The sequence below is a fragment of the Xanthomonas sp. WHRI 8393 genome (assembly GCF_040203315.1).
Lineage (GTDB): Bacteria > Pseudomonadota > Gammaproteobacteria > Xanthomonadales > Xanthomonadaceae > Xanthomonas > Xanthomonas arboricola.
The window spans coordinates 877,188-892,417 of sequence record NZ_JBEGGL010000002.1 but is presented as its reverse complement, the minus strand read 5'-3'; the positions used below and the strand labels follow the sequence as shown (position 1 = coordinate 892,417).

Sequence of the window (15,230 nt, the reverse complement as noted above, 5' to 3'; positions counted from 1 at the left end):
GCGCCGCTGAAGGCAATTAATTAGGGCAGGAAGATTGCCTTAAAGCATTTTTAGTGACAAAAGTCACATTTAAAGCGAACTGATCCGATGAAGATCGCGTTAAATTCGTGATGACGTAGGCTTTACATAGGCATACGCAGTATCGCCAGTCGTCATACGCCTGGACCGCTAATGCACTGCCTTTTCCCCCAGCTTTTGCAACCACGTGCGTCGCGGTTGTCCTGACCGCACGGGCGCACTCACTCCTCTGCTCAGCCTCGCCTTGATTGCCGCATGTGTGCCCCAGGCGCACAGTGGTGAAGTGCGGCCGAACGGGGTGACTGACGCCTCCACCGCCCTCACTCCCATGCAGCAGGCTGAGCAATTGCGCGGCCAGCAACGCCATGCGGATGCCTTGGCCATCTATGAGCGCGTACTGCGTGCGAATCCGCGGGATCGTGGCGCCTACACCATGCGTGCGATCACGCTGAGCGACCTCGGCAGCGCACAGCTTGCAGCAGAGGCGGTATGGCGGCATCCGGACTGGTTCTCGCAGCAGGAGCGTGAGCGCATCGAAAACGATCGCGTCGCCCACATGATCGGCTGGGCCAGCGCCGAACCCATCGATGCGGCGCACCGCTATGCCGAGACCGATCAGGCCCTGGTCAATGTCGCCCGCATCGAACGCGAATCACCGCCGACACTGACCTGGGAAGCCACGCGGCTGCGCGTCGACAGCCTGGTCGCGCTCAACCAGCGCCAGCGCCATCGCGACGTGGTGGCCAACTACCAGGCGTTGAAGGCGGAAGGTATCGAGGTTCCCGCCTATGTATTGCCGACGGTCGGCGATTCGCTGATGGGCCTGCGTCGCCCGGCCGAGGCCGAAGCCGTGCTCCGGCAGGCCCTGCAGCACAATCCCGACGACTTCAATACGCAGCTGCTGCTGGGCTATGCCTTGCTCGAGCAGGAACGCTTCGACCTGGCGATGCCGCTGTTTGAAAGACTCGCGGCCACGCAGGCGCCGTGGCCGCGCCGCAACGGCGCCAGCAGCGGCTACGAAAACTGGGATCGCTTCAGCGCAGACATTGCCCTGGCCACCGCACGCTCGGCGGCCAACCACAATCGCGACGCAGACGCCCTGTTGCGCGAACGTGTGGCCATCGGCCCCGACAATGCGGAGCTGCAGGCGGCACTGGCCTCGATCGAATTCCGTCGCGGGCACCCGAGCGCAGCGCTGCAACGCAACGCGATGGCATTGACGCTGGATCCGCACCAGAAACAGGCGCGCAGTGGCGTGGTCGAAGCGCAGCGCGATCTGGATCGCCTGGATCTGGCCGCAGCGACTTTTGCGCCGCTGCGCAAGGAATATCCGGATGACGCCGGCCTGCAGCGGCTTGGCGCCTCGCTGGAACGTCAACGCGGCTGGCAGGTACATCTCAGCCATGCGCGCGGCCGCAGCGACAACGACACCCTGACTAACAGCACTTCGCCGCTCGGCAACGACTTCGGCAGCACGCTGCTGGAAGCCGAATCGCCGCTGCTCGGCGAGCGCTGGCGCGTGGGATTGCGCGCACGCGACGATTGGGCCGATTTCCAGGACACGCGCGTGCGTTATCGCAGTTTCTGGCTGGGCGCGCACTACCGCTACGACCGCCTGGATGTCAGCGCCTACGGCGGACGCGCGCTCGACGAATTCGATCGCGATGGCACCGCCTGGGCGCTGGATGCCGGCTGGCGGTTTTCCGATGCCTGGTACGGCAGCCTGGCTTGGCGCACACGCGATCCGGACGCCTCATTGCAGGCACGCCGTTTCGGCATCACCGGCGACAGCATCGGTGCCGCCCTGCGCTGGACACCCAACGACGAAAGCCGTTGGGAACTGCAGGCACGCCAGCTGCGCTACAGCGACGGCAATCGGCGCGATCAGCTGGATCTGTCCGGCAGCCAGCGACTGTGGGCCAGCCCGCACCTGCTGCTGGATGGCCTGTTCGCCGCTTCGGCCGGACGTGCCGAAGACGACCGCGCCGTCAATTACTTCAATCCGCGCCGCAACTCTGCGGTGGCCGCCGGCGTGCGCATCGATCAGATCGGCTGGCGTCGCTACGACTACGCCTTCCGGCAGCGGCTGGAGGTCACCGTCGGGCCGACCTATCAGTCCGGCTTCGGCAGCCAGTGGGTGCCCAGTGCGGCCTACCGGCACCTGTGGTCGCTGGGCGACGGCAGTGCGCTGAGCTACGGCGTGAGCTGGTCTCGCCCGGTCTACGACGGCCAGCGCGAACAACAACTTGGATTCGACCTGGATTTCCGATGGGGAGGTACGCCTTGATCCGCCTGCCGCTGTTGCTGGTCGCCTTGCTGCTGATGACGTTCGCGTCGTCGGCGCAGGCGGGCCTGCTGGTGCTCAGCTACCACGATATTCGCGACGACGTCGCCGCCAAGGGCGATCCCGATCGTTATGCGGTGTCCACGAGCAACTTCGCCGCGCATCTGGACTGGCTGCGCTCGCACGCCTATCACCCGGTGAGTGTGCAGCAGGTCCTGGATGCACGTGCCGGCAGGCGCGCCCTGCCCTCCAGGCCGGTGCTACTGACCTTCGACGATGGCTTGCGCAGCGTCTACACGCGTGTGTTCCCCTTATTGCAGGCCTATGGCTATCCCGCGCTGGTCGCACCGGTCACCAGCTGGGTCGAATTGCCGGCCGACCAGGTGGTGCCCTACGGCCATCGCGATTTCACCCACGATGATTTCGTCACCTGGGCACAACTGCGCGAAATGCAGGATAGCGGCCTGATCGAAATCGGTTCGCACAGCGACGATCTGCACAAAGGTATCCCCGGCAATCCATTCGGCAATCAGACCCCGGCAGCGGTCACCCGTCGTTGGGAAGCGGGCAAGGGCTATGAGAGCGAAGCGGATTATCGCCAGCGCATCCAGACCGATCTGCGCCATAGCCGCGACGCCATCGTGGCGCACCTGGGCAAACCGCCGCGCGCCATGGTGTGGCCGTATGCCGCCTACAACCGCGCCAGCAACGCCATTGCCGCGCAACTGGGCATGACGCTCAGCTTCGACCTGGAAGGCCGTTCGCACGAAGCCGATATCGGCCAGCAGGGCCGCGACCGCGTGGACGGGCAATCGCTGGCCAGCCTCGGCCGCCTGTTGCTGTTCAACAACCCCGATGTGCGCGACCTGGCCGGCGAACTGCGACGCGACCTGTCGCGCGATGGCCTGCGTGCGATCCAGATCGATCTGGATTACGTCTACGACCCGGACCCGGCGCAGCTGGCACGCAACCTCGACATCCTGGTCCAGCGCGTCAAGGACATCGGCCCCAGCCATGTATTCCTGCAGGCCTTCGCCGACCCGGATGGCGATGGCGCAGCCGATGCGCTGTACTTCCCCAACCGGCATCTGCCGATGCGCGCGGATCTGTTCGGGCGTGTGGCCTGGCAGCTGCGCACCCGTGCCGGCGTGCGCGTGTTCGCCTGGTTGCCGGTGCTGGGCTTCCATCTGCCCGACGCGCAGCAGCAGGCGGCGCTGCAGATTCGCGGCAAGGACCCGAAGGATGTGCCGCGCCTGGATCCGGGCAATCCGCGCACGCATCAGCTGGTCGCCGACATCTACGAGGACCTGGCCGCCAACACCTACTTCGAAGGCCTGTTGTTCCACGACGATGCCTATCTGCGCGACGACGAAGTGCCTGCCTACGGCAATGGCGATCCTGCCACGCGCACGCAGCAGCTGATCGGCTTCACCCAGGAGCTGAAAGCAGCCGCCGAACGCTGGCGCCCCAAGCTGGTGACCGTGCGCAACCTGTTCGCGCAGCCAGTGCTGCAGCCGCATAGCGAGGCCTGGTTCGCGCAGCGCCTGGACGCATTTGCTTCGGCCTACGACTACACAGCGCTGATGGCGATGCCGTACATGGAGCAAGCCAACGACCCACAGCAGTGGCTTCAGCAGCTGGCGCAGCGGGTCGGCCAGCAGCCGCATGGTTTCGAGAAGACCATTTTCGAACTGCAGACCGTGGATTGGCGCACCGGCAAGCCCCTGCCGGAGGGCGTGCTGCTCGAACACAGCAAGTTGCTCCTGGCTGCGGGCGTGCGCCACCTGGCGTACTACCCCGACGACTTCATCGGCGGCCACCCGTCTCTTCCCGAAGCGCGCGAGGCCATGTCGGCTCGGCAATTCCCATATATCGAGCGGTAGCCGATGACGACCAGCCTCCTGTTGGGCGCCCTGTTCAACTTCGCGTTTTTCTATCCCATCATCATGGCGTTCTTCTGGATGATCGGAGGCACGTACTACTACCTGCGACGCGAACGCGGCACACCGGGTCCCTCGTCGCCGCCACCGTTGGCCAGCGAGCCGTTCGTGTCGTTGCTGGTGCCCTGCTACAACGAGGCCAAGCATGTCGGCGAAACCATCGCCGCGATGAGTGCGCAGAACTACCCGGACTTCGAGATCATCGCCATCAACGATGGCAGCAGCGACGACACCGCCCAAGCGCTCGACGACCTCACCCACCAGCATCCGCGCCTGCGCGTGGTACACCTGGAGCAGAACCACGGCAAGGCCAACGCGCTGCGCGTCGGCACGCTGGCGTCGCGCTCGGACTATCTGGTGTGCGTGGATGCCGACGCCATCCTGGACCCGAATGCCACCCGCTGGATGGTCGGCCACCTGATCTCCGGCCCGCGCGTCGGCGGCGTCACCGGCAACCCGCGGGTGCGTAACCGCACCACGCTGATGGGCCGCATGCAGGTGGGCGAATTCTCCGCCATCGTCGGTTTGATCAAGCGTGCGCAGCGTGTCTACGGGCGGCTGTTCACCGTGTCGGGCGTGATCTGCGCGTTCCGGCGGTCGGCGCTGCATCACGTCGGCTTCTGGTCCGACAACATGGTCACCGAAGACATCGACATCTCCTGGCGTCTGCAGCTCGACGACTGGGATATCCGCTACGAACCCAACGCACTGTGCTGGATCCTGATGCCGGAGACCTTCCGCGGCCTGTGGATGCAGCGCCTGCGCTGGGCGCGCGGCGGTGTGGAAGTGTTGCTGAGCCATGGCCGCCGCGTGCTGTCCTGGCGCAGCCGACGCATGTGGGGCGTGCTGCTGGAATACGCGCTTAGCCTGGCCTGGGCCTACACGATGCTCTTCATCATCGTGCTGTGGCTGCTCGGCAAGGTCATCCCGCTGCCGCCTGCGCTGTACGTCGACACCATCCTGCCGCGTTGGCATGGCCTGGTGCTGGCGGTGGTGTGCCTGATGCAGTTCGCCACCAGCCTGGTGATCGAACGCCGCTACGAAAAAGGCCTGGCGCGCCAGTTCTTCTGGGTGATCTGGTATCCGGTCGCCTTCTGGATGATCGGCATGCTCACTGCCGTCATCGCCTTCCCCCGTGCCCTGCTCGCGCGCCGCAGCAAACGCGCCCGCTGGAAAAGCCCCGACCGAGGAATCCAATGACACCGCCCATCATCAACCTGCCGCAACGCCTCGGCCGCTCGCGCCGCCTCGCCTACGGCGCCGCCACCGCTGGCGCCTGGATGGTCTACTTCTATCTGTGGGCCCCCCTGGCAACGCTGATCGCCTGGTTCTTCGGCCTGCGCAGCGCCTATATGGAGCTGTACCTCAAGCACAACGCGCTGGATCCGTTCGCACTGGGCGCCCTGCCGGTAATCGCCCTGATGAGCGCCATCACCACCGTCGGCTGGGCCGAGTACAACCGCATCCGCTTCGCCAAGGCCGATCAACGCAAACGCCGCCGCACCGTGCTCGAACCGGAAGTCGATCAACGCCTGGGCGTCCCCGAGCAACTCGGCAGCCTGCTGCGCCATAGCCGCATCTCCTCGGTGGCGATGGACAAGTTTGCACGACCGGTAGGGGTGCGGGTTGTGCGGCATGGCTGAGTCGGGTTGATGGACGATAGATACGACCGATCGCTCAGGCAATCGATGACCTCGCTCAGCAATGCGCCGAGCGCAAGCGTCAGTCCAGTCGATTCTGTTGACCCCGGCTCGATTCGAACGGGCGACCTTCCGGGGCTGCAGGGCTTCGTGCCGATCCATGGCCTCGCTGCGGCTAGGAGGAGGGAAGATTCGGTCCCTGTTGCTCGCGGGGGGCAGCGCCGAGCGTGTAGATGCAGATGACAACAGTCGACCTTGCTACACCATGGCTATGCTGGCGCAATTCAAGAATGTCTGAGCCATGACTGCACATCACTGAACAACGGCCTTCGGGCGTACAAGGCTTCCCCACGTACGAAGCGTATCCGTGGGACTCAGCTGACATACGCTGACCAAGCCTGTTGACAGCCGCTCGAAAATGTATGGAAAGGCCATGCTGGTTCCCTTTGTCAATCACAGCTATTGCAATAGCGAATTGCCAGACTTATTGTCTAGCGCACAAGACTAATTCACCAGAAACGTGATGCCGAAGTCTCAAAGCGTGGGTTTGCAACTGTCTTTCGCTCTGTATGGAGCGGCCAACAGAATGGCTCGGATGCATAAGCCGTTCCTTGAGCCACTGGGCCTGACGTTCCCGCAGTACCTTGTGATACTTGAGCTCCTGCATGGCTCGCCGCAGTCCGTAGGCATGCTTGGCGAGCGTCTCGACATGGACACCGGCACCATCACCCCCCTTGTGAAGCGGCTTGAAGCGGCGGGATTTGTTACCCGTACCCGCGACCCACGCGATGAAAGACGCGTGCTTGTTGATCTGACAGCGCGTGCCGGCGGCATCCGGGACGAGATCTTGAGCGTCAGCCAGAAGATCAAGAGTGCTTGCAAGCTCGACGAACAGGGCTTGATCGAGTTACGCGACACCTTGCAGGCCCTGAGTCGTCCTCAACTCGGCTAAAGACGCCGCCAGAGCCTTCTCTTCAACCCATTTATCTAGCGCACTATGTTGTAGTTCACCAGATTTTTCTGAGGTTCCGCGGCGGACTTGGAGGATTCTCTGAACGCCCTTACAAATCCGGGAGTATTCATAAAAATGCACAAAGCCAGAGAACAATCAGCAACGACCTCCGAAGGAATGCTCTCGTTCACCGAGGCAACTCGCGTGCGTCGCTCGATACGCGGCTTTCTGGATGGGCCGGTGCCGGATCGTGTTATCCGGGAGGTTCTGGAGGATGCGCAACACGCGCCGTCCAATTGCAACACGCAGCCTTGGAATACTCACATTGTCCGCGGCGACAAGCTCAAGCAGCTTTCCAGGGTACTGCATGCCAAGAACGACGCAGGAGAATTCACTCCCGACTTCTCGTTTGATCAGAATGACTTCTACGGCGAGTATCGCAAACGTAACGACGCGCTAGGCAAGGCCTATTACGAAGCCATGAACGTCATGCGCGAAGACAAGGAAGGCCGGCGCCGCGTAGGAGCGATGAACTACTCGTTTTTCAATGCCCCACAGGTCGCGTTCTTGTTCATGCCCTCATTTGGCGACAATGTACGCGTCGCCGGTGACATGGGCATGTATGGCCAGACCATCCTTCTGTCGCTTGCAGCTCGCGGACTCGGCGGCATCCCGCAAACCGCGCTCGCGTTCTTTGCCGGAACAATCCGCGAATTTCTTGGCATTCCCGACGAATTGAAGCTGCTGTTCGGCATCTCTTTCGGGTACGTAGATGAGGCAGCGCCTGGCAACCGGATTTATATGGATCGCGTGCCCGTCGACACGAGTACGACCTTCCATTCCTGACGCACGCCAGCGCGCATTCAATTATCCACCGCGCCCACTCCATTGAGTCGGGGCGGTGAACGGAGTGCTTCGCGCGGCTTGCCGCGCCTTTGGCAGCGATCGACCACTCAAAGGATAAACAATGAAAATAGGCATATTGGGAACCGGCCACATCGGCAAAACGCTCGTGAAGAAACTCAGTGCCGCAGGTCATGAAGTCAAAGTGGCCAATTCGCGAGGGCCGGACACCATCAAGGGCGACATCCTTGGGCATGGTGCCCGTGCCGTCACGTCCCTGGAAGCGGTACAGGACGTGGACGTGGTGATTCTATCGACGCCCCTCGGTGCCATTCCAAAGATAGCCCCACTGTTTGCCAACCTGTCTGCCAATCCCGTTGTGATCGACACTTCCAACTACTACCCCAAGCGCGATGGTGAGATTGCGGAGATCGAGGCTGGGCTGACAGAGAGCGAATGGGTCGCAGCACAGCTTGGCCGCTCTATCGCCAAGGCGTGGAATGCCATCACCTCCGCGTCCTTCGCGGAGAAGGGTGTCCCTGCCGGCGCGGAGGGGCGAATCGCCATCCCCGTCGCTGCCAACGATGACCGTGCACGCGACATGGCGATGAGGCTGGTGGACGATACCGGACTTGACGCCGTCCATTCGGGACCGCTCAGCGAATCATGGCGCCAGCAGCCTGGATCGCCAAGCTATTGCACTGACCTCACGCGCGAGGAGCTGCCCCAGGCCTTGAAGGCTACCGACCGTGCACGCTTGCCTAAGCGCCGCGACCTGGCGATCGAGGCGATCATGGAGCGGGTTGGCGACGGAACCACCAACCCCGACTCGGAGTATGCCGTTCGCCTTACCCGGGCGCTCTTCATGTGAGCGTCGCAACGTGCCTTGAGGAGCTACCTCAGCGGCAGACTGCCGGCTGATGGGTCCGAAACATATCGTCTTTTGCAATCAAGCGCGCCCTGCCCTCTTCGGGCGTGGGCACCGCCGGCGAGGCATAACAGGTCGATGAGGCGTTGCTCATGGTTCGAACGGACCACTGCGGCGTTCCGGCTATGGGTGAGCCGCCACGATGGCGGCACTCTGCTGCCTCGCTAAGTGTCCCTGCTCTTTCGCCTTGGGACATGCACGACGCCCAGATTGCCCTAGCCGGATCGCGCGTGCCCTGCACAACCCAAAAGTCACCACTGGAAAACGTTTATGAGCCAAAGCACTCCTCTCATCTTCCTCATGGGTACCACTGGCCAGACCGGCCGCCTAATTTTACAAGAGTTCGACAAGAACCCAGGCGACGTGCGCGTTCGCATCGGCGTGCGCAAGCAGGAGGATCTGGAACGGCTGCGCGCTGAGGGCCGTGATGCCGTGTTATTCGACCTCGATGATCCACGCACCTTTGCCACTGCGCTCTGCGGTGTCGATCGCATGAACGTCCTGACCGGCTATACCATCGCCATGACTCACCAGACCAAGACCGTGGTGGACGCGGCGAAAAAGGCCGGCGTCCGGCACATCGTCAACCAGGGAGTCTTCGCGGCAGACGACGCTACCGATTCGAAGTATTGCTGGTTCGCGCTGGTCGAAGCCTACATCGAGGCCAGCGGCATTGCCTGGACGCACCTGCACCCCAACGTGTTTCTCGAAAACATGCTGAGTGTGTCGCCGCCGGTCGGAGGCACGTTCTCGGTTTATTGGGGTGAGAACCGAGTCGGCTATGTCGCGCTTCACGATCTGGCGGCAGTAACTGCCAAGGTCCTGCGCGAGGGTCCGGAACGCCACGGGTCCAAGAACTACTACCTCAGTACCGAAACCATGACCGGCGCAGAGCTTGCCGCCGCGCTTAGCGAGGTGCTCGACCGTCCGATTCACTGCAACATGCTCGGTGTCTCTGATGTGGAAGCGCATTTCAAGAAAGGTACTGTGGAAGTCGAGGACTGGTATGCCCGTAGCTCATTCGAGCTACTGACACAGTTCGCCGATGGACGCATGGGCTACATGGGTACGGTCAAGGACGACGTCCCCTATCTGCTGGGCCGGCCAGCAATCAACGTCCGTGCTTGGGCGGAAATGCACAAAACGCAGCTCCTGGCATTCGTTGATAGCCCTTCGACGTGAAGCAGGGCTAGAAGTGCTTGATCAGGTAGCGCCTGCTGCCCGGCCAGGAATCGTGGACCGGGTCATTGGGTTCTCAACGTCTGCGATGTCGGTGACCGACCCTGTGGCATCGCGAGGGCACAGGGTCCGGGCACATGCAAGGCGGTGAGAACGCCGGTGTTGCGGTGCCGGGGGTGCAGTGACAGCTGCACGTCCAGCGCCCTGCTTTAGGGCCCCTGCCAGTTACCCGGCGGGCGCCAAGCCTGCGAAATGGCAGCCTTGGTCACGGCCTAGATCAGAACCTGCAGCGTCTGTAACGTCGCGGCACGGGGATATCGAACCAAACCCCGCAATACCAAAAACAGCCATCCCCTTCCCTGAACTCCCCGAGCCTGCGTTCGCCTGCACTGCGACCAGACGACCTGTCTGCCCACTGCCTACGAATTCATCTGGGCATCGATACCCAATGTCCACTATCACCTGATCGCACCAGATCCATTTGAAATCTTGGAGGATGATGGCCTGCACGGCATGGATGCCAACTCGCTCGGTTGGACATGGCAAGCCATACAACCCTTGGCAGTAGTCGTGCGAAATGGCAGTGCGCGCGTCGCGCCAAATCATTGTTTCCTGGTGACCCCGGCCCGATTCGAACGGACGACCTTCTCCTTAGGTGGGTGCTTGGGACGTGAGGCTTATCGCGCGCTCTGTGGCTGTGCTATGTCAATAGAGCTTGCATTGCAGGCTTTGGCTTTGTCACAGTTGCTGCCGTAAAACTGATTACGCCGAACTCTTGCAGGGACATCTGCGCCACCTGGATCGACACACAACACATTTAATTGATCGCGATTGATGGTCTCGCCGACGACGGGGTTCAGCCAATTCATGCCGACAGGTAGCTCGGTCAGCGTCCGACTTTTGGGGAACGATGACACTCGGCTCCTTGGATCGGCCGCGTCCGCCGCGCGTAGGTTCTCCTGCAGCTCGGGCGGGCCGATCTCCAGCAGCTCACCCACCATCGCACGTGGTGCCTTGATCCGGCGCGCCTGGGCGCCCTCGCTCCAACAGAAGGCTTTCACGTGGTTGTCGATGTCCATCACGGCGTCAAAATCCTGCGGGAATTCTTTGAACTCGGCTAGGATCTGCGCGGACTAACAAATGGCCGCCTCTCCAAAGCTGCGGTCGGTATCTTGGAGGCCGTGCCAGGCCAAAATCTCATCGAGCAGCCGGGAGACGAATTGAGCATCGTCGCCAGCGATGGCGCATCCCTCAACGAGGTTCGCCATGCCATCGAAGGCCAGCCAGAAGTGGCAACGGTCGGGGTTAATCTTCAGCAGCGCCGGCACTGCGGCATCAAGGTTCTCGAAATGGGTCTTAAGTTGGGTTCTGTCCATGCCCACAGTATCGGCGTAGCCATCTCACCGCTTAAAACCAATGTCCGTAGACTTCGCCCGATGGACGAAAACCAGACCCTCAGTCTCTTCGAATAGCTGCACTATCGCGTCGCGAGCACTGTCGACACATTTTCAGTTATGGAGCAATTTGAAGCCGAACTCCTCGCAAAATATCCAGCGGAAGTGATCGAAAGTCATCGAGCTGACGAGACACTGGCTCAACCGATTAGGATTAATTGAAGCCGATCGATTGATCGGCTTCGTTTTATTCAAGACATGCTTTCGCATGAAGTATTAAAGATAGATGTATCCTAGGATGCTTTCACGCGTGGCACCAGGAAGACCTTCACAAGTATCGGAGAGCGTATCGTAATGATCTAAATTGGGTTGGTAGTAGCAACGATAAAGAGGAACAGTGCCAGGCACCTGAACATCATTTAGGAAAGTGATATGGGGCGCCCATTCGGTCAGCGTCCAACCTTCGCAGTTAGGATCAGTAGAACTGAAATATCTTCCCTGCTCTCCCGTTGTACGGCTGCGCATATAGCAAGAAAACACTTGGTGCGAACCGGGAAACCATGAGTGTGAGCCAATCCCCAGAGTACCTTCCAGTTTCCAGCCTAGCTGACTCCAGTTATTCGGTAATTCCCCATGAGTCAGATGCATCTTGACTCGTGTGTTATGCAAGCGGAAGAGCGGCTTCGGATTCATACCCTCGGGGAACTGGAGCGCGACCGCTCCGCTGCGTAGCTCGAGCTTGCTAATATCACCAAGCGGCAGCAGATTTTCATATTCCTGAGCCGACGCGCTCCATGACAAGCCCGCACACATTGCTGCAACCGCTGAAAACAAAAGCGCCTTCGACATCCTGACCTCCAGTAAGATTTCCCCTGCTGCACCACCCTATGTGCCAAATACGGATTTCGCTATCAGGAATTTCTGATTTGGGAGTAGTGATTGTTCCAGGAACCTTCTAATTGCAGGCATCAACTGTTGTGTTTGCTGCGGATGTGTGCCGGTTGGGCGCTTCTCGGGCGCCTTGCGGATTGAGCTGACAATGGCCGTGTGCTAGGGGCTTACTGGGATGCGCAGACCGTGTAGATGTTGATGATCGCTGCGCCGTTGACATAGCCATAGGTGCGCCAGCCATTACCGTTCGGATAGCTCCCCACGACCGAAAATCGACCCGCGTTCATAGACTGGGTACGCCCATTATTTTCGGGCAAGCCCCCAACGAACGTCACTTTGTTCGGGTCACTGGTATTCCAGCCACCAGAAATCGGTGTGAAGCCGGCTGGGCATTGGGGGCTTGAATCCACGGCCTGCCCACCCGCGGTGATGGCGTACCCCTGTACCACGGTTTGGTAGGTAGCTGCCTGGGCAGAAGACATAGCGAGCATTGATGCAACGGCAAAAATCGGGGAAAGCAAGATTTTCATAACTTCTCCATGTCATAACGGGGAGCCGGCTTGAGCTTGCTCAGAGCTCCGCGAGTTGAGCGGCTGTCTTGGCAACGTGACCGGCAGGCCTAGACTACCCAGCTCCACCAACTCCCGCTATCGGCAAATCACCTTGCGTGGCGTCAGAATTGCCCGACGGCACATTCAGGGAGCTTGATCCTAATCCAATGCGTAACGGCCTCGATTTCGCACATCTCTACTCTGTAAAAATTTGGGTGCACCTGTGCACTGCCTCGCCCCACTGACGCTAGCCATCCAAAGCGAGGACTGTCTCCTCCAAGACGCTGGACGTCTTCGTCATTCGCATCGCGCCGCACGCAAGCGCCGCGTCGATCGGCGCACGCGTCGTGGTTTGCGGCGAGATCCTGGGCAGGGGCCCTACACCGTGGCACTCAAGACCGATGGATATACCGACATTTGCCGAGTGCCGAAGACCTCCGCGCCGTCCGTGCTGGTGAACGACATCGCCAGGGATCTCCGTGAGGACCACTTCTCAATCGCCGAACGGTTTCGGCCTGGCTAACTGGTTACGCCTTGGCCTTTCAAATTCCGGGGCCGCAGAGGCGTGCGCAAGGTCGGCGCCGTCGGTCGCTGGAAAAAATCTCAGCTGGTCAAGCCAGAGTTGCTTAACCTTCGCAAGACTGGCTGCGAAAACGAAGCGCTGTACCTATCGCCCAATTCCGCGCCGACGGGTCAGAGTCCCCTCGACCCGCCGGCAAACTACACACACGAATCTATCGTGACTTCAAAAAGCAAAGGAATCAGAGCCAGATGTAGCCAATGATCCCGTCGCTCGCGGGGAATCTCACATTTTCGCAGTTTACATCCAAGGTTTCGAAGTGGTCGGCCCAATTCCCGGGCTGCAGCCCACCGCGCATGCAGCGATAGAGCGGCACCGTGCCTGGAAGCTGGGTTGATGCTACATATCCAGTGATGGGCATAGATGCCGGGTACGGGACCTGGCCCTCGCAGTTCGGGTCAGGAGATGTGAACCGATCGCGATAGTTACTGGTGATGCATGCGTAGAGCGTGTGCCCACCGGCAAACGGCGTGAACGAAATGAAGCCGAGTACTCCCTGACGCTTACCTGGATGACTTTGCCCGACAGTCGTGATGGGCCTAGCCGAAAATGTGTCTTCTTGGAACTTCCAGCGTTCGAGCGAGATCAGAGTCACTCCTTCCGGCACAAGTGCAGGCTGTGCTGCTGCCTCCGCTGCAATTCGCGGGGTGACTCCAAGATAACGAACGTCCTGTGCAGCGGCGTTACAAGTGGCAGCGAGGGCGAGCCCAGCCGCCGCGGCGATGAAAACTTTTTTCATTGCAAAATCCTTTAAATCCATGCGAACTCACTGTCCGCCGACCGAGCATAGCAAAGGCATGCTTGTTTATGGCTGCTGCAAAGCGACAAGACGTCCCGGCCAATTCGCCGGATCTAAGAGGCCACCAATTACGCAGCAGCAAACGTAACTTTCGATGCAATCGCCGCTTAGGTTACAGCCTTGATCAGCGCCTGGAGCTTCCAGCCCTCAAGACCTCCGCCGGGTCCGCGCCGGGATAGCGGATGGCGTAGGTCGGCGCGATCAGGTCGACGATTGGCGCCGCAGCACGCCGAGGCGGTGCCGCGGTCCTCGACCTGGAGCGCCACCGTGCCGGCGTCGTTGATTGGGTTCCAGATGATTGTGATCTCCTGCGCGAGCGGATCTGCATCCGGGTCCGGCGTCACCACATTGATTGGTACGCCGCCAAGCATCCTACGACTGCGGGCAAGGCGCGTAGTGAGGTGAAGCGCTTTATCGCCAAGTTTGGCCACCGGCCGATCGACACGCTGCGCCCGGTGGAAATGGAAGGCTACAAGCGCGACCGCCTTCTCACCGATAAGGCGGCGCCGGAAACCGTTGGCAAAGAGATTAGCCGTCTGCAAGCGGCATTTCGCCGCGGCGTGGAGTGGAAGGAACTGGACGTCAACCCGCTCGAGATAGTGAAAGCACCACGCGGCGTACGCAGTGTGGCCGTTCGCTTTTACGACCGAGCCGCGATGCGGAAGCTCTACCGCGCGAACCCCGCACGCGCGCCACTGTGGCTTTTCATGGCGCACACCGGCTTGCGCCGTGGTGAGGTTGCCAAGTTGCACAAGTCCTCAGTGCAAGGCAGCAGGCTCATGATCGAGAGCGAGCCGGATGAAACGGGAAGCGGCCGTACCAAATCGGGCAAGTGGCGAGAGGTTCCGCTCAACCGCTATGCACGATGGGCACTGCGCCGACTCCCTGAGCGGCTTATCGACGTACACAAGGACACGATAAGCGACTGGTTCGCTGCCGATGCCCGCAAAGCAGGAATCGGGGGAAGCCTGCACCGGCTGCGCCACACCTTTTGCGCACACCTAGTCATGGCGGGCGTGCCGCTGCGCCGGGTCCAAGTTTTGGCAGGACACGCGGACTATGCGACAACTGAAAAATACTATGCACATTTGACGCCTCAGGGCGACGAGGCCGCGGTCAAACACCTGAGATTTTAAAGGCAGCCCGCGATGCTAAATGCTGCTGTGTCCACTGTGACCAACCCCTGTGGATATGTGCCCTGATAAGCGAAATGGGTAGTGCGCGCGTCGCG

Annotated in this window: 15 protein-coding genes; 9 read left to right on the top strand and 6 right to left on the bottom strand. The window is 60.9% G+C overall.

Features of this window, described 5'->3' with window-relative positions; genetic code table 11:
• The first annotated feature begins 346 nt into the window (after positions 1–346).
• The 8 genes from ABQ137_RS09970 to ABQ137_RS09935 all read left to right on the top strand — a co-directional run bounded on the left by ABQ137_RS09970 (position 347) and on the right by ABQ137_RS09935 (position 9,787).
• A complete protein-coding gene (locus ABQ137_RS09970; RefSeq protein ID WP_104608523.1) occupies positions 347–2,305 on the top strand; it encodes a tetratricopeptide repeat protein in 1,959 nt (652 codons plus the stop codon).
• Entirely contained in the window at positions 2,287–4,185 is a 1,899-nt protein-coding gene (gene pgaB / locus ABQ137_RS09965) for a poly-beta-1,6-N-acetyl-D-glucosamine N-deacetylase PgaB (RefSeq protein ID WP_184517253.1), read from the top strand. Before ABQ137_RS09970 ends, pgaB begins: the two co-directional genes overlap by 19 nt.
• Positions 4,186–4,188: 3 nt before the next feature.
• A complete protein-coding gene (gene pgaC, locus ABQ137_RS09960) occupies positions 4,189–5,442 on the top strand; it encodes a poly-beta-1,6-N-acetyl-D-glucosamine synthase (RefSeq protein WP_039527593.1) in 1,254 nt (417 codons plus the stop codon).
• Entirely contained in the window at positions 5,439–5,885 is a 447-nt protein-coding gene (pgaD, locus tag ABQ137_RS09955; RefSeq protein WP_016904642.1) for a poly-beta-1,6-N-acetyl-D-glucosamine biosynthesis protein PgaD, read from the top strand. Before pgaC ends, pgaD begins: the two co-directional genes overlap by 4 nt.
• 592 nt (positions 5,886–6,477) lie before the next feature.
• Positions 6,478–6,834, top strand: a complete 357-nt coding sequence (locus tag ABQ137_RS09950) for a MarR family winged helix-turn-helix transcriptional regulator (RefSeq protein WP_196768892.1) — start codon at positions 6,478–6,480, stop codon at positions 6,832–6,834.
• Between the two features lie 135 nt (positions 6,835–6,969).
• Positions 6,970–7,680, top strand: coding sequence for a nitroreductase (locus tag ABQ137_RS09945; protein WP_221439236.1), 711 nt, complete (start codon positions 6,970–6,972; stop codon positions 7,678–7,680).
• Between the two features lie 121 nt (positions 7,681–7,801).
• The gene (locus ABQ137_RS09940) at positions 7,802–8,548 is read left to right on the top strand and encodes an NADPH-dependent F420 reductase (protein ID WP_126966369.1); all 747 of its coding nucleotides are present in this window, start codon (positions 7,802–7,804) and stop codon (positions 8,546–8,548) included.
• A 327-nt stretch (positions 8,549–8,875) separates the two neighbouring features.
• The gene (locus ABQ137_RS09935; RefSeq protein WP_184517246.1) at positions 8,876–9,787 is read left to right on the top strand and encodes an NmrA family NAD(P)-binding protein; all 912 of its coding nucleotides are present in this window, start codon (positions 8,876–8,878) and stop codon (positions 9,785–9,787) included.
• 674 nt (positions 9,788–10,461) lie between these two features.
• Here the strand turns inward: ABQ137_RS09935 and ABQ137_RS09930 are convergent.
• The 6 genes from ABQ137_RS09930 to ABQ137_RS09905 form a co-directional block, all read right to left on the bottom strand.
• Complete coding sequence (locus ABQ137_RS09930) at positions 10,462–10,863, bottom strand: hypothetical protein (protein ID WP_349782228.1); 402 nt, start codon at positions 10,861–10,863, stop codon at positions 10,462–10,464.
• Positions 10,864–10,917: 54 nt separating this feature from the next.
• Positions 10,918–11,160 (bottom strand): hypothetical protein, encoded by a 243-nt coding sequence (locus tag ABQ137_RS09925; protein WP_179465949.1) that lies wholly within the window; start codon positions 11,158–11,160, stop codon positions 10,918–10,920.
• Positions 11,161–11,454: 294 nt separating this feature from the next.
• Positions 11,455–12,027, bottom strand: coding sequence for a hypothetical protein (locus tag ABQ137_RS09920; protein WP_179465950.1), 573 nt, complete (start codon positions 12,025–12,027; stop codon positions 11,455–11,457).
• Positions 12,028–12,236: 209 nt separating this feature from the next.
• Entirely contained in the window at positions 12,237–12,599 is a 363-nt protein-coding gene (locus ABQ137_RS09915; RefSeq protein ID WP_179465951.1) for a hypothetical protein, read from the bottom strand.
• 782 nt (positions 12,600–13,381) lie between these two features.
• The gene (locus ABQ137_RS09910) at positions 13,382–13,939 is read right to left on the bottom strand and encodes a hypothetical protein (protein WP_179465952.1); all 558 of its coding nucleotides are present in this window, start codon (positions 13,937–13,939) and stop codon (positions 13,382–13,384) included.
• Between the two features lie 167 nt (positions 13,940–14,106).
• The gene (locus ABQ137_RS09905) at positions 14,107–14,343 is read right to left on the bottom strand and encodes a hypothetical protein (protein ID WP_349782226.1); all 237 of its coding nucleotides are present in this window, start codon (positions 14,341–14,343) and stop codon (positions 14,107–14,109) included.
• Positions 14,344–14,400: 57 nt separating this feature from the next.
• Here ABQ137_RS09905 and ABQ137_RS09900 point away from each other — a divergent pair, with 57 nt between their 5' ends.
• Positions 14,401–15,135: a tyrosine-type recombinase/integrase gene (locus tag ABQ137_RS09900; RefSeq protein WP_311769993.1), complete on the top strand. Its 735-nt coding sequence runs from the start codon at positions 14,401–14,403 to the stop codon at positions 15,133–15,135.
• Positions 15,136–15,230 lie beyond the last annotated feature (95 nt).

Coding starts and splice junctions, on each gene's coding strand:
- ABQ137_RS09910 (WP_179465952.1), bottom strand. CDS start 13,939: ATGAAAAAAGTTTTCATCGCCGCGGCGGCTGGGCTCGCCCTCGCTGCC.
- ABQ137_RS09925 (WP_179465949.1), bottom strand. CDS start 11,160: ATGGACAGAACCCAACTTAAGACCCATTTCGAGAACCTTGATGCCGCA.
- ABQ137_RS09940 (WP_126966369.1), top strand. CDS start 7,802: ATGAAAATAGGCATATTGGGAACCGGCCACATCGGCAAAACGCTCGTG.
- pgaC (WP_039527593.1), top strand. CDS start 4,189: ATGACGACCAGCCTCCTGTTGGGCGCCCTGTTCAACTTCGCGTTTTTC.
- ABQ137_RS09920 (WP_179465950.1), bottom strand. CDS start 12,027: ATGTCGAAGGCGCTTTTGTTTTCAGCGGTTGCAGCAATGTGTGCGGGC.
- ABQ137_RS09915 (WP_179465951.1), bottom strand. CDS start 12,599: ATGAAAATCTTGCTTTCCCCGATTTTTGCCGTTGCATCAATGCTCGCT.
- ABQ137_RS09930 (WP_349782228.1), bottom strand. CDS start 10,863: ATGGACATCGACAACCACGTGAAAGCCTTCTGTTGGAGCGAGGGCGCC.
- pgaB (WP_184517253.1), top strand. CDS start 2,287: ATGGGGAGGTACGCCTTGATCCGCCTGCCGCTGTTGCTGGTCGCCTTG.
- ABQ137_RS09935 (WP_184517246.1), top strand. CDS start 8,876: ATGAGCCAAAGCACTCCTCTCATCTTCCTCATGGGTACCACTGGCCAG.
- ABQ137_RS09945 (WP_221439236.1), top strand. CDS start 6,970: ATGCACAAAGCCAGAGAACAATCAGCAACGACCTCCGAAGGAATGCTC.
- ABQ137_RS09970 (WP_104608523.1), top strand. CDS start 347: ATGCAGCAGGCTGAGCAATTGCGCGGCCAGCAACGCCATGCGGATGCC.
- pgaD (WP_016904642.1), top strand. CDS start 5,439: ATGACACCGCCCATCATCAACCTGCCGCAACGCCTCGGCCGCTCGCGC.
- ABQ137_RS09950 (WP_196768892.1), top strand. CDS start 6,478: ATGCATAAGCCGTTCCTTGAGCCACTGGGCCTGACGTTCCCGCAGTAC.